This is a genomic window from Flavobacterium sp. H4147, from assembly GCF_029360735.1.
Taxonomy (GTDB): Bacteria; Bacteroidota; Bacteroidia; order Flavobacteriales; family Flavobacteriaceae; genus Flavobacterium; species Flavobacterium endoglycinae.
Genome location: NZ_JARKNB010000003.1, coordinates 584,993 through 598,052, shown reverse-complemented (window position 1 = coordinate 598,052; position 13,060 = coordinate 584,993). Strand labels below are relative to the sequence as shown.

The following is a 13,060-nucleotide window of genomic DNA, read 5'->3' as shown; positions in this document are numbered from 1 at the left end:
CTTCGTCAAAAATATCAATTTACAAATCCCAGTAACCACGTATTTTTACCTGAAATTATTAAAGCAAAAAAAGGACAGTTCTCTCCAAAAGAGGAACTGTCCTAAGGCAAATTTTAGATTTGCACTCCGAAGAATGCGTACAGTAATTGGTAATCTACTAAAAAGAAGACTAAACGCAGGTTATTCGTTTATGACATCGCCTTCCTTAGTTTCTTCGCTGGCGATTTTTACCAGTTTATCTTGCGGGTTCAAGTCACCAAAAATTTCGATTTTATCGTCGATTTCTCTTCCTTTTTTAATGTCAACTCTTGTGGCTTTGTGGTTTACTACTTTTACCACATATAAACCTTCAGCAGAATTCACCACTGCCGATTTTGGTACTACAAATGTGCTGTCTTTCGCGTTAAGTGGTAACAAAACTTCGGCAACCATTCCAGGTAATAAATTTCCTTTGGTGTTGTGAACATCCATTTCAACTCTTTCAGAACGTAGTTTTAAATCTAAAGCTCCCGACATTCTGGTAATTTTAGCTGTAAAAGTTTCTGGCAATGATTTTACATTAAAACTCATTTCGTCTCCTGCATGCAAATATCCCGTGTACAATTCTGGAACAGAAACCGCCAAACGTAATTTAGATTGCTCTTGAATCGTTAACAAAGGCAAATCTGAACCTTTTCCTTGCGGGCCAACAAATGTTCCTAAATTGACATTTCTAGCGGCTACAACGCCGTCAAAAGGAGCACGGATTTCTAAATATCCTCTCATGATCGAGATTTCTTTATGAGCCGCAATGGCAGCTTGATATTGTGCGTAATCAGAATTCTTTTTTCCGCTTGCCATTTCTAAATCGTTTTTAGAAATCGTTCCTTCTACTTTGCTGGTTTCGTACAAACGGTTATAGGTGCTTTTGCTAGTTGCGTAAATGGCTTCCATAGATTTCAATCTAGATTCGGCAGCAGCCAATTGCGAACTGATTTCTGGTGCTTCTAAAACAATTAAAAGCTGTCCTTTTTTTACTTTAGAACCAATATCCACTTTTAAAGTTTTTACGAAACTGCTCACTTTTGCATACAAATCAACTTGTTGAAAACCGGTTAATTCAGCTGGTAAACGTAATTCAGTTGTTAGTTTTTCTTTCGATAAAAGGAAAGTTTCCACTTTAGGTTCGATTTCTGCTTTCGCAGTTTCTTCTTTTTTCTTTTCGCAGCTGCTTAATACAACTAACGCTGTAAATAATAATGCGATTGATTTTATATTATTTTTCATTTTTTGGTTTTATATAATGAATATGTTTTAAGCTTTTGGATTAATTATTTTAACCCATAGAATCATAGCTCTTCTTTACGAATAAAGGCGTTTCACTTTTTTAAACAAACATAGCTATGTGTGAAAACTAGTTTTTTCTTTTATCTTTTTATTTAAAACAAAAATCTATGTTTCTATGTGTTAAAAAAAAATTACACTCAACAAGTTATGACTTTCGACTTTCTAACTTTATGACTTTACGACTTTCCAACTTTAGACTTACTTATTGATGCAATGTAATGGATGCTTTCTTCGTCTTCAGGATCTAAAGAAACTGATTGTGTCGTTGTTTTTTCTTGTGCCCATGCAAATATCTGCGGCAAGATCAATAATACGGCAAAAGTAGAAAATAATAATCCACCGATAACCGCTCTTCCTAACGGAGAAACTTGATCGCCTCCTTCGCCGTGTCCGATTGCCATTGGCAGCATACCCATAATCATCGCAACCGAAGTCATGATAATTGGACGAAGACGCAGCGCAGCCGCTTCACGAGCCGATTCTATGGCATTTCCATTTTTTTTGCGCAACTGCTCGGCATTGGTTACCAAAAGTACGGCGTTGGCAATAGAAACCCCAACCGACATAATGATTCCCATGTATGATTGTAAGTTCAGCGTTGAACCTGTTAAAGTCAGCATTAATAATGATCCTAAAACTACGGCAGGAACTGTCGTTAAGATTACTAACGAAACTTTGAACGATTGGAAATTAGCGGCCAACATTAAGAAGATTACGAAAACGGCAACCAATAATCCTGTTTGTAAACTGCTTAATGTTTCTGTCAATACAGTACTTAGTCCAATTGGTGTGATAAACAAACCACGAGGCAACTCGCCAAGCGAACTAATGGTTTTGCTTACATCTTTTGATGCCGTACCTAAATCGGTTTGGTAGATGTTGGCAGTAACGGTAATGTATGGCATGGCCCCTAAATTGTCATTTTCACCACTTACAAAGCCCGGTGTAATTTTTGCAACGTCGCTTAAAACGGGACGAAGTGAGTTTTTCAATACTGGAATTTCACCAATATCGGTTTTGCTTTTCATTTTGTTTAAAGGTACTTGAACCTGAACAGAATACGATAATCCTGCTTTTTCATCAACCCAGTTATTTTTTTCCGTATAACGAGAAGATGAGGTAGATGCAACCAGCGAACGAGAAATATCATTCATATCCACTCCTAATTCGGCAGCACGCGTTCTGTCGATATCAATATTCATTGCTGGATAGTGAATTGGCTGACCAATTTGTACGTCTCTAAAATAGGATATCGCTTTTAATTTGTCTACAATCTGCGTAGCGTATAATTCATTTTTCTTTTTGTCTTTTCCAGCAACTCGAATCTCGATTGGAGTAGGAGAACCTTGGCTTAACACTTTATCCGTTAATTCGATTGGCTCAAAAGAAAGTTTGGTATCTGGCAGTACTTTTTTAATTCTTGCTCTAAACTCATCTTTAAATTCATCCATATCTGCCTCATAGTCTTTCAAACTCACTTGGAAAACCGCTTCGTGAGAACCCGCCATGAATAAATAAATCGGGTTAATCGAGAATAGAGAAGGGTGTTGCCCGACATATACAGAAGAAATTCCGATATGCTCTTTTCCAACCATTTTTTCCAATTCTTTTAAAACGACTCTGGCTTGTTCTTCGGTTCTTTCCAAACGAGTTCCGTCAGCAGCACGCATTCTCAACTGGAACTGACTTGAATTGGTTCTCGGGAAAACATCTTTTCCAATAAAACTAATAAACAAAACAGCTAGAATTATCGAACCTGTTAAATAAATAATAGTCGTTGCTTTTTTATGAACAAACAAACGATCTAAAAGTCGCATGAAACGATTTCTGAATTTTTCGAAACCAGATACTTTTCCATCATTGTTGAAATCTTCTCTTTCAACCATGTCCTTTTTCTGGCCAATTAAATCTTGTTCAGATTCCGGGGTTAATCCGCAGGCGTTAAATTCAGCTTCATCGTCTGTAATTTCTGGAGTGTGTTCGTGTTTGTCGTGTCCTTTCATCATCCAGTTGGCCATTACAGGTACAAAAGTCTGAGATAATAAGAACGAAATCACCATTGAGAAACCAATTGCTAAAGCCAGAGGCAGGAACAATGCTCCAGGAATACCAACCATGGTAAATGCTGGTGCAAACACGGCTAGAATACAAAGTAAGATCAATAATTTAGGTAATGCGATTTCCTGACAGGCATCCCAAATGGCGAGTGCTTTTGGTTTTCCCATGTCGAGATGCTGGTGAATATTTTCGATGGTTACGGTACTTTCGTCCACCAAAATACCAATCGCAAGAGCCAGTCCTGATAAAGACATTAAGTTGATTGTTTGTCCGAATAATTTCAGAAATAAAACCCCAGAAATAATCGAAATCGGAATCGTCATAATTACGATTAATGCTGCACGGCGGTCACCTAAGAATAACAATACCATTAATCCCGTTAAGACTGCACCAATGATTCCTTCTGTAATCAAACTTTTTACGGAGTTGATTACATAAACCGACTGGTCAAATTCGTAAGATAATTTTACATCTTCAGGAAGTGTACTCTGAATTTTAGGCAATTCCGATTTTAATTTCTGAACAACATCCCAAGTCGAAGCGTCTCCCGCTTTTGCGATACTGATGTAAACCGAACGTTTTCCGTTTACTAAAGCGTAACCTGCAGTGATATCGGCACCGTCTTTTACCGTTGCCACATCACCTAATTTTAAGTTTTGAACGCCGCCTTTGAATAACGGAATCTGTTCAAAATCTTTAACTTCTTTAATAGTGTTGTTCGTTGGCGTAATATAGTTTTTGTCGCCCATACGCACGTTTCCTGATGGCGCGGTCTGGTTGTTCAAACGAATGGCTTCAACAATCTGATCCGGCGTCATATTGTGCGAACGCAATAAATCTGGATCTACGTTCACCTCAATTGTTCTTGGACTTCCTCCAAATGGTGCTGGAGACAATAAACCTGGAATTGAGGTAAAGGAAGCACGAACATACACGTTGGCTAAATCCTGTAATTCGTTGTTGGATCTGATTTTACTGCTCAAAACCAATTGTCCGATTGGAAGTGAAGAAGCATCAAAACGAATGATAAACGGTGGCTGTGTTCCTGGAGGGAAAACCGCTTGGATTCTATTTGAAAGCGCACTTAATTCGGCTGCAGCCTGAGCCATGTTGGTTCCTTCATAATAGGTTAATTTCATAATCATTAACCCCTGAATATTTTTACTTTCTACTGATTTTATACCATTCGAGAAAGGTAAAACGTTTATGTAGTTTTTTGCAAAATAAGCTTCCATCTGGTCTGGCGTATAACCTCCAAACGGGTGCGCGATATAGATAACCGGCAAATTCATTTTTGGTAAAATATCTACCTTAATGTCTTTGATGGCACCAATTCCGAAGAAAAATAGACCCGCAACCAATACTAAAATGGAAATGGGTTTGCGGAGTGCAAAACGTATTAAATTCATTAGGATTTATAATTAAAATTCATTTATAAATAAGTCAAAATTTCCTGTTGCAGCGACTTTCAATAAGTACGACTGCCACACATTATTATTGACAATATCGCGATCGATTTCAGCACGATTTAAAACATACATGGTTTGTGTTAAATCAGTTAAATCAGTTAAACCGTTTTTGTATAAAGTTGATTTTTGAAGATATGCTTTTTTAGCAGCTTCTACCTGAATGGGCGCTTCAGCATAATTTTCCAAAGTGATTTTGATTTTATCTTCGGCAAAATTCAGCTGTGATTTCAATTCTCTGTCTGCCTGATTGTATTCTTCCTGAATGGCTTGAGAAACAAATTTCTGAGCGCTTACTTGTTTGCTTGAACGAAATGGTGTGGTTAAATTCCACGTAATTCCAACTCCAATTAAGTAATTGGTACGATCTGGATTTACGCCATCCCAATAATTTCTCGTAAAAGCATTTTGATTGGTTGCATACGACGAATCAAATCCTGAAGCTCTGGTTTGTAAAACTCCAAAAGCAGTCATCGTTGGATAATAAAATCTCTTATACAATTTAACCTGCTGGTTGCTGTAATCGATTCGGGTTTTATACAATTGTAATAAAGGGTGAAGACTGTCTGTTGCAGTTTCTTTTGTTACCAATTCTTTCGGAATCTGCGTTACAAAAAGAGTATCAGCAACAAAATCCTGAGGCGCAACTCCCATTAAATCGACTAATTTGTTGTTTTGCTCCTTAACGAAGTTTTTAGCAAGATTTAAAGCAATTTTAGCTTTAGAAACTTCTGCAGTTGCCAAAGTAGAATCGACTCCTGCCAATAATCCGTTTTTAACTCTCGCAGCAGCAGTCTTTTTGAAAACTTCTGCGCGATCTAAGTTCTTTTGCTGTGAAATCAGTAATCTTTGGCTGGCTAACAAGTTTAAATAAGCAGCCGAAATTTTGATTTCCTGCTGAAATTTTTCCTGTTGTAAATCTTTTTCTTTAGCCTGAACATCAATTTTAGATAAATTGATTTTTTCTTTCGTTTTTCCAAAAGTGAAAAAATCCCAGTTCATATTGACTAAGTAAAGCGCGCCAAAAGCCGAATTCCAGTTTTGTTCTGGAAGCGGTAACCCGGAAGAAGCAACTCCGAGACCTCCAAAACCATACAATGGCCCGTTTTGTCCGTTTACAGTTCCGTAATCCTGTTGCGCCGATAAATTAAGATTTGGCAGGTAATCACGGCGAGACTGTTTTAAAGTCTCCTTTGATGCATTGGTGTAATTGTTTTTTGCTTTGATAGAACCGTAATTCTCAAGCCCGGTTTTTATTGCTTCTTTTAAAGACAGGGTTTGAGAATAACTGGCTGAGGCAAAAATCAAGAAAAATAAAATGGTAATTTTTTTGAAGTACATAAACTCAAGTGTGAAATTATGCGACAAATTTATTTCTCTTATGCTGATTAAAGTCAGGTTTAGTGATGTACTGCACTAATAAATGACCAATTGAATTGGTCATTTATTGGAAAAAATAATTAAATATTTGTCCGTACTTTGTACTCTATTTAAGTTTTAAAAATGAGCATAAAATTCGATAACATATTGGATAACAAATGGTGGCAGGAAATTGCCGTCGTCGCGTTTTCCTTTACCATATATACCTTGAAAAACGACTGGATGTTATTTAGTTCCTTAACATCTGTGTTAATGGGGATTTTCTTTTACTGCATTCTTTACATGCACGCCCAGTTTAATCGTTTCTTCCTTTTTCCTATATTATTTAAAACCCGCCGTCCTTTTACGTACCTTCTTTTAACGCTTTTTGGTGTTCTTGTTTTCTCGATAGTTTTATATGAGATTACCATGCTGGATATGTTTAAAAATCTATATTTTTACCAAAACTCACATCAACGGAGTTATTTGTACCAGCTGGCGAGCGTTTTAGGAACTTTGGTTTGTATTCTGAGTCCGATAATTGTTTTTAAATTTTACAGAATTCACAGAAAACGTACCGAAGAAGCATTACTGTTCAATCAAATGCAGTTGAATTCTTTGAAGGGACAATTGAACCCGCACTTTTTATTCAATACCTTTAATACACTATACGGAATAAGTCTTGAATTTCCTGATAGAACGCCGGATTTAATTATGAAAGTTTCGCAGTTAATGCGTTATCAATTAGAAAGTAACAGCAAACAATGTGTATCTTTAGAAGATGAATTAGAATTCATTAACAGTTATGTACAGCTTGAAAAAGAACGTGTTGGATATCGCTGTGATATTACATTCGATTATAGAGTAGACAACGAAAATTCATATAAGATTTCGCCGATGCTTTTAATTGCTTTTATTGAAAATGCTTTTAAACACGGAACCTGCGCTATTGAAAAATGTTTTGTCCAGATTTTTATAACGGTAGAAGATGGTCTTCTTCACCTTCATGTGGTGAATTCAATTCCGAAGAAAACAGATGTGGTTTCGACTAAAATTGGTTTGAAAAACACGATTGAAAGACTGAATTTGATTTTTGGAAAGAATTATAATCTGGATATTCAGGATAATAAAAATACTTATATTGTCGATTTGAAATTGCAATTGAAAAGATTTGCCAATGAAAGATCCTAAGAAATGCATCATTGTAGACGATGAACCTGCTGCGCATTATGTTTTAGCCAATTATATAAAACAGAATCCGCAGTTAGAATTGGTTTTTCAGGGCTATAACGGCATTGAGGCAATGAATTATCTTCGAGAAAATCCAGTCGATTTAATGTTTCTCGATATTAATATGCCAGAGATTTCGGGGATGGAATTGCTTAAAATTCTTCCAACGCATCCCAAAACAATTTTGACTACGGCATATTCTGAATTTGCTCTCGAAAGTTATGATTATGGCGTGATCGATTATCTGCTGAAACCTATTTATTTCCCGAGGTTTTTAAAAGCAATTGATCGTTTTTTCTCTACAGAACAGGTGAAGAGCCGCGAAGAAGAAGAAATTGTTGTGAATACAGTAAGCGTAAAAGTAGATGGTTATTTTATTGAAATTGAACTTAATCAGCTTTTGTTTGCACAGAGTTTTGGAAACTACGTAAAACTGCATACTACAAAACGAACTTATCTCGCATCGATCACCACAACCGAACTTGAAAAATGTCTTCCAGAGAAGAATTTTATGCGTATTCATAAATCGTACATCGTAGCTTTGGATAAAATTGAAGCCACGGAAAAAGATTTTGTGGTCATTAAAAATGAAAAATTACCTATTGGAATAACCTACAAGAGGGAATTAACCGATAGACTAAAAAAGTAATATTATTTTTATCAAAATTTATTTGGAAATTATTTTAAAAGTAATAATTTTATTACGATGTTTTTTGGTTGTTTAATTTAATAGTCAAATCATGAAAAACGTATTTTTAGCAGTAGTTCTATTGTATACCAGCTTTTTAATTGGGCAAAATACAGAGGTTACACCACCTGAAATAGTGAAGATGAAGTTTGAGAAAGAATACCAAGGAAAGGTTCCTGTCTGGTCATTGAAATATGTAGGAGATGATGATGATGAAATTCGGTACGAGGCGAAATACAACACCGATAAGAATACAAAAGCATTGGCAGTTTATGATAATCTGGGAGTTTTAAAAGCATACGAACTTCAGATTCCATTAAGTCAGTTGCCAGCTAAGGCACAGAGTTATTTAAAGAAAAACTATGCAGCAAAAGCCATAAAAGAAATTGCAGTGGTAGTAGATGATAAAAACCAAACTACTTACGAAGTAGGAGTCGAAAAAAACTCCAAATTCTATGATGTAGTTTTTGATAAAAATGGTGGTTTTGATGTTAGCATTGAGAAGGATTAAGAAATTTGATTTTTCTTAAAATTAAAACTAACACTTGTAAAGTAATATTTTTATTACATATTTTTGTGGTTTACTAATTAAAACATAACCATGAAAAACGTTCTTTTATTTACACTTTTAGTATGCAGTAGTTTTATGATGAGTCAGGCAGGAATTATAGTACCGCCTGAAAAAGTAAGATCGGCTTTTGAAAAAAAATATCCTAAAAAAACAGCTGTTTGGTCAATTGAATACGGCAACAAAGATGACGATGTTAGATTTGAAGCCAAATTTGATACAGATGCGCAAAAAAAAGGATATGCACAATTTGATCAAAAAGGAAATTTCAAATTTTTTAAAGAACAGATTTCAGCAGTTAAATTACCAAACAATGCTATTCTTTATTTAAATAAAAATTATCCAATAAAAGCAAAATCAAAAATTGAAACTGCGGCAAGAAATGTCTTTTTTGTAACTGATGCGCTGAAAACATTAGTTTATGAAGTTACGGTAAGAAAAGAGATGAAAAATTATAAAGTCATCTTTGATACAGAAGGGAACTATATTAATAGAGTTCAAATTAATTAAGAATACTTACTAATTCAATTATATTTAAAACGACAAACCCGATAAGTTTTTAAGCTTATCGGGTTTTGTTTTTAGTTTCAGTTCAAGCTAAAGTTAAACTAACACACATTTCTAAAGTTGTTAGGTGTAATTATTCCAATTTGGAATTTGGATTTTAAAATTTGGATTTTTATAAATTCATTCCACCGGAAACTTCGATTCTTTGAGCGTTTACCCATTTTGCATCTTCTGTACATAAAAAGGCAACTACACCGCCAATATCGTCAGGAAGACCCACACGGCCTAAAGCTGTAATCGATGCCAACATTTTGTTTAATTGCTCATTATCGCGAACTACACCACCTCCAAAATCTGTCTCGATTGCGCCAGGTGCCACCACATTTGCTTTAATGCCGCGTGCTCCTAATTCTTTTGCCTGATATTTTGTTAAAGTTTCTATAGCACCTTTCATAGAAGCATAAGCAACATAACCTGGAGTAGAAAATCTAGCCAAACCTGTTGAGATATTTACAATTCCGCCGCCGTCGTTCATAACGCTTAATGCTTTCTGCGTTAAGAAAAAGGGTCCTTTAAACTGAATGTTTGTCAATAGATCGAATTCTTCTTCTGTAGTTCCTTCAAATGAATTATGAATCCCGATTCCAGCGTTGTTTACTATGAAATCGAATTTATCTGCTTTAAAAGTATTTTTTAAAACTGCTTTTACTTCTTCGAAAAAAGTATCAAAAGTTCCTGAATTTCCAACATTCAATTGTATCGAAGCTGCTTTTTGACCAAGACTTTCAATTTCTGAAACTACAGCGTCAGCTTCATCTTTTTGACTATTGTATGTAATAATTACATCAAGTCCTTTTTTTGCAATTGCAATTGCCATATTTTTTCCTAAACCTCTGCTCCCTCCAGTAACCAGAGCTATTTTTGTATTTACTGCCATATTTTTAATTTTTTAATTTTTAATTGTGAATTGTGAATGGTCAAATGTTTAATTTTTAATTAATAATAATTAATAATTAATAATTCACCATTTATAATTAATTATGCATTGCATTAAAATGATTTCTTAAATCTTCTGCGCTTGCATTTAATCTAGTTTCGCTTGTTCCGAAAGTCAGTTCTTGTTTTCCTTCTTTCAATTGTTCGAAAATAGCTTCGATAAAACTGCTTACACTTGGATGTGCATCATGAAGTCCTATTCCACCTAAATCAGTGTTTAAAGCCGGCGGGATAATTTCAACTACTTCAATGTTTTTTTCTTTTAATAAATGACGCAGCGAAAGCGTAAACGAACGGAAAAATGCTTTTGTAGCCGAATAAACCGGAACTTTTGCAAAAGGAGAAAATGCTAAGCCAGAAGTGGTATTCATTACCGTTTTAAGTGATGGCAGCTGAATAAATAATGAAGTTAAATGCAAAGGAGCTTCAATATTAGTAGTAAGCTCATTTTTCATGTTTTCATAAAAATCAGCATCTGTTATTGTCATCCAGTTTTGAATTCCAGCATTGTTTACTAATACATTTAAATCAGGATGATTTTCTTTAATCCATTCATAAAGTGCAACGCGTTCTGCTTCTACAGACAAATCGCATGCTTTTGTGATAATTGAAGGGAATTTTGCTTTTACTTCATCTAAAAGAGAAGCTCTTCTTCCGCAGATAATTACCGTATTGTTTTCCTGAATAAATCGTTCCGCAAGTCCAAGTCCGATACCGCTTGCACCGCCTGTTATTAAAATTTTGTTGTTTGATAAATCCATTTTTTCGATCTTTTAATTTGATATACAAAGTTAGAGACGAAGCAGTGCTGGCGAATTGTAAATATCAAACCGATGTTTGCGAAATTCAAATCACATCAATTCAAATTGTAAAAATCAAATTCCAAATTACAAATTCAAAAAAAAGTAATAGTAAAATCCCAAATTGCAATTTCTCATTTTATGTTTTACTGAGCGAAGTTGAAGGACACGCACTGTATGATCTAGCATGCGATCCTTCGACTTCGCTCAGGAAGACAAGCTTTGCGTGAGTTCTCTAATAAAAATCAATCTAAAATCTACAATCTAAAATCTACAATCTTAAAATTATGAACGGAAAGCAAGTGGCGTATACGAGGTTTGTTTTTTAAAGAAGTTCGAGAAATGCGCTAGTTCTTCAAAACCAAGAGAATAGGCGATTTCAGAAATGTTCCAGTCGGTCTGCTTCAATAATATTTTGGCTTCGTTTGTTAAACGTGAACTAATTAATTCGGTGGTGGTTTTGCCGGTATTTTCCTTTAAAACCTTATTTAAATGATTAACATGCACTGATAATCGTTCAGCGAAATCTTTTGCGGTTCTTAATTCTAAACGCTGACGCGGCGATTCAATTGGAAATTGTCTTTCTAATAATTCAGCAAATAAAGAAGAAACTCTCGCAGCTGAATTGTGCTTTGAGTATAAAGCGGTTATAGGCTGTAATTTCTGTCCGAAGTGGATTAACTCCGCAACGTAATTTCGGATTAAATCATACTTATAAATATAATCGGAGTTGATTTCTTTTTGTATTTTCTTGAAAATCAAAGCAACTTCTTCTACTTCTTCATCAGATAATTGAAAAATTGGATATCCGTCTGAAGCAAAAATAGGAAGTTCATCCAGATCGATTCCGCTTTTATTTTTAGACAAAAATTCACTGGTAAAAACGCAGAACTGTCCGCCTTGATTAGTGTCTTGAGGCAGATAGTTATACGGAATTTTCGGCGTTGCAAATAACAATCCCTGTTTTTCGATTTCGATTACTTTATCAGCATATTCTGCTTTGTTGTGGCCTCGAATCAAACTTATTTTATAATAGGCTCTTCGGTCGTAAGGCATTCCAGGTTTGTCTTTAAGACGTTCTAAAAGTTCTTTTATGTCAAAAACATTGAAATGTCCAATCTCTTTCTGAATGTCATTTGGAAGAAGAGAATTGGGTTCAACAGTTGAGCCTTCGGTGATGTCTTTGTAAAATGAATCTAAAGATTTCATAGTGTAGTGAATTGTAAAATTCAAATATACGAAAAAAATGAAGAATGGTTTTTGTTTGTTTCAGGTTTCAGGTTTCAAGTTGGGTTTAACCGCAAAGTTCGCTAAGAATTACGCGAAGTACGCAAAAGTTTTTATTGATGTGGATTGGCTCGCAAAGACGCGAAGTCGCTAAGTTTTTTTATTCGTATTTTTTGTCATTTCTCATTCCGAAATGATAAAAAAATCTACTAAATCTTTGCAAACTTTGCGTTACTCTTGCGTCTTTGCGGTTAAAAAAAATCAAAACAAACTTCCCTGCACAAATTCAGGTTCAGGATTATTTCCAAATTCAATTGAATCAATTACAAAAAACTGTTTTTTAATAGGATCAAATTCTCTTAAAACAATTTCGTTGCATAGAAAATTAATATTAATCGTAGTGAAAAGCTGTGATGCGATTTTAAGATTTTCTGGAGTTAATCGTCGTCCGATTGACATATGCGGATCGTCGCTTTTTTTGAGTTTTAAAGATTTCAGAATTTCGTGAATCTTTTTCATTATAGGCTTTAGATTGTTTTTTGATTCTTCGTTTGGAGCAATAAAAAAAGCTCCGGCATTGTCGTAAGAACCAAAATGATCTAAATATACTTGAGAAGGCGTAAAGGTGTCGCAGATTTTAATTAGCTTTTTCTTAATAGAATCAAGTTGAGATTCCTCAATTGTAAATTCACAAATCGTAATATGTGCTTCAGAATTGCAGCTGTTGTACCAATTTTTATGAACTTTACTTTTCAAAAGATCTTTCATTTCTTTGACAGTATCCACAACTGGTTTCGAATAGAATACTACAGAATAGGTTTTTTCCATTTTTAAG

The 13,060-nt window shown here is 34.8% G+C and carries 11 protein-coding genes; 4 read left to right on the top strand and 7 right to left on the bottom strand.

Going from position 1 to position 13,060, the window contains the following annotated elements:
• Positions 1–180: 180 nt before the first annotated feature.
• From P2W75_RS16535 to P2W75_RS16525, 3 genes are all read right to left on the bottom strand, one after another.
• Positions 181–1,266 (bottom strand): efflux RND transporter periplasmic adaptor subunit, encoded by a 1,086-nt coding sequence (locus P2W75_RS16535; protein ID WP_276381338.1) that lies wholly within the window; start codon positions 1,264–1,266, stop codon positions 181–183.
• A gap of 236 nt (positions 1,267–1,502) precedes the next feature.
• Positions 1,503–4,793: an efflux RND transporter permease subunit gene (locus P2W75_RS16530; RefSeq protein WP_276381337.1), complete on the bottom strand. Its 3,291-nt coding sequence runs from the start codon at positions 4,791–4,793 to the stop codon at positions 1,503–1,505.
• 12 nt (positions 4,794–4,805) lie between these two features.
• Positions 4,806–6,191 (bottom strand): TolC family protein, encoded by a 1,386-nt coding sequence (locus P2W75_RS16525; protein ID WP_276381336.1) that lies wholly within the window; start codon positions 6,189–6,191, stop codon positions 4,806–4,808.
• Between the two features lie 162 nt (positions 6,192–6,353).
• Between P2W75_RS16525 and P2W75_RS16520 the strand changes: the two genes are divergently transcribed.
• The 4 genes from P2W75_RS16520 (at position 6,354) to P2W75_RS16505 (ending at position 9,205) form a co-directional block, all read left to right on the top strand.
• Positions 6,354–7,400, top strand: coding sequence for a sensor histidine kinase (locus P2W75_RS16520; protein ID WP_207295760.1), 1,047 nt, complete (start codon positions 6,354–6,356; stop codon positions 7,398–7,400).
• Entirely contained in the window at positions 7,387–8,088 is a 702-nt protein-coding gene (locus P2W75_RS16515; RefSeq protein ID WP_207295761.1) for a LytTR family DNA-binding domain-containing protein, read from the top strand. Before P2W75_RS16520 ends, P2W75_RS16515 begins: the two co-directional genes overlap by 14 nt.
• A 91-nt stretch (positions 8,089–8,179) precedes the next feature.
• Positions 8,180–8,638, top strand: a complete 459-nt coding sequence (locus tag P2W75_RS16510) for a hypothetical protein (protein ID WP_276381335.1) — start codon at positions 8,180–8,182, stop codon at positions 8,636–8,638.
• A gap of 90 nt (positions 8,639–8,728) precedes the next feature.
• The gene (locus tag P2W75_RS16505) at positions 8,729–9,205 is read left to right on the top strand and encodes a hypothetical protein (RefSeq protein ID WP_276381334.1); all 477 of its coding nucleotides are present in this window, start codon (positions 8,729–8,731) and stop codon (positions 9,203–9,205) included.
• 169 nt (positions 9,206–9,374) lie between these two features.
• Here the strand turns inward: P2W75_RS16505 and P2W75_RS16500 are convergent, their stop codons facing one another.
• The 4 genes from P2W75_RS16500 to P2W75_RS16485 all read right to left on the bottom strand — a co-directional run bounded on the left by P2W75_RS16500 (position 9,375) and on the right by P2W75_RS16485 (position 13,053).
• Positions 9,375–10,139, bottom strand: a complete 765-nt coding sequence (locus P2W75_RS16500) for an SDR family oxidoreductase (RefSeq protein ID WP_276381333.1) — start codon at positions 10,137–10,139, stop codon at positions 9,375–9,377.
• A 97-nt stretch (positions 10,140–10,236) separates the two neighbouring features.
• Positions 10,237–10,959 carry an SDR family oxidoreductase gene (locus P2W75_RS16495; protein ID WP_276381332.1) on the bottom strand — a complete coding sequence of 241 codons (723 nt, stop codon included), beginning with the start codon at positions 10,957–10,959 and terminating at the stop codon, positions 10,237–10,239.
• Between the two features lie 324 nt (positions 10,960–11,283).
• The gene (locus P2W75_RS16490; protein WP_276381331.1) at positions 11,284–12,207 is read right to left on the bottom strand and encodes an AraC family transcriptional regulator; all 924 of its coding nucleotides are present in this window, start codon (positions 12,205–12,207) and stop codon (positions 11,284–11,286) included.
• Between the two features lie 279 nt (positions 12,208–12,486).
• Positions 12,487–13,053 carry a 2'-5' RNA ligase family protein gene (locus P2W75_RS16485; protein ID WP_276381330.1) on the bottom strand — a complete coding sequence of 189 codons (567 nt, stop codon included), beginning with the start codon at positions 13,051–13,053 and terminating at the stop codon, positions 12,487–12,489.
• Positions 13,054–13,060 lie beyond the last annotated feature (7 nt).

Coding starts and splice junctions, on each gene's coding strand:
- P2W75_RS16535 (WP_276381338.1), bottom strand. CDS start 1,266: ATGAAAAATAATATAAAATCAATCGCATTATTATTTACAGCGTTAGTT.
- P2W75_RS16530 (WP_276381337.1), bottom strand. CDS start 4,793: ATGAATTTAATACGTTTTGCACTCCGCAAACCCATTTCCATTTTAGTA.
- P2W75_RS16525 (WP_276381336.1), bottom strand. CDS start 6,191: ATGTACTTCAAAAAAATTACCATTTTATTTTTCTTGATTTTTGCCTCA.
- P2W75_RS16520 (WP_207295760.1), top strand. CDS start 6,354: ATGAGCATAAAATTCGATAACATATTGGATAACAAATGGTGGCAGGAA.
- P2W75_RS16515 (WP_207295761.1), top strand. CDS start 7,387: ATGAAAGATCCTAAGAAATGCATCATTGTAGACGATGAACCTGCTGCG.
- P2W75_RS16510 (WP_276381335.1), top strand. CDS start 8,180: ATGAAAAACGTATTTTTAGCAGTAGTTCTATTGTATACCAGCTTTTTA.
- P2W75_RS16505 (WP_276381334.1), top strand. CDS start 8,729: ATGAAAAACGTTCTTTTATTTACACTTTTAGTATGCAGTAGTTTTATG.
- P2W75_RS16500 (WP_276381333.1), bottom strand. CDS start 10,139: ATGGCAGTAAATACAAAAATAGCTCTGGTTACTGGAGGGAGCAGAGGT.
- P2W75_RS16495 (WP_276381332.1), bottom strand. CDS start 10,959: ATGGATTTATCAAACAACAAAATTTTAATAACAGGCGGTGCAAGCGGT.
- P2W75_RS16490 (WP_276381331.1), bottom strand. CDS start 12,207: ATGAAATCTTTAGATTCATTTTACAAAGACATCACCGAAGGCTCAACT.
- P2W75_RS16485 (WP_276381330.1), bottom strand. CDS start 13,053: ATGGAAAAAACCTATTCTGTAGTATTCTATTCGAAACCAGTTGTGGAT.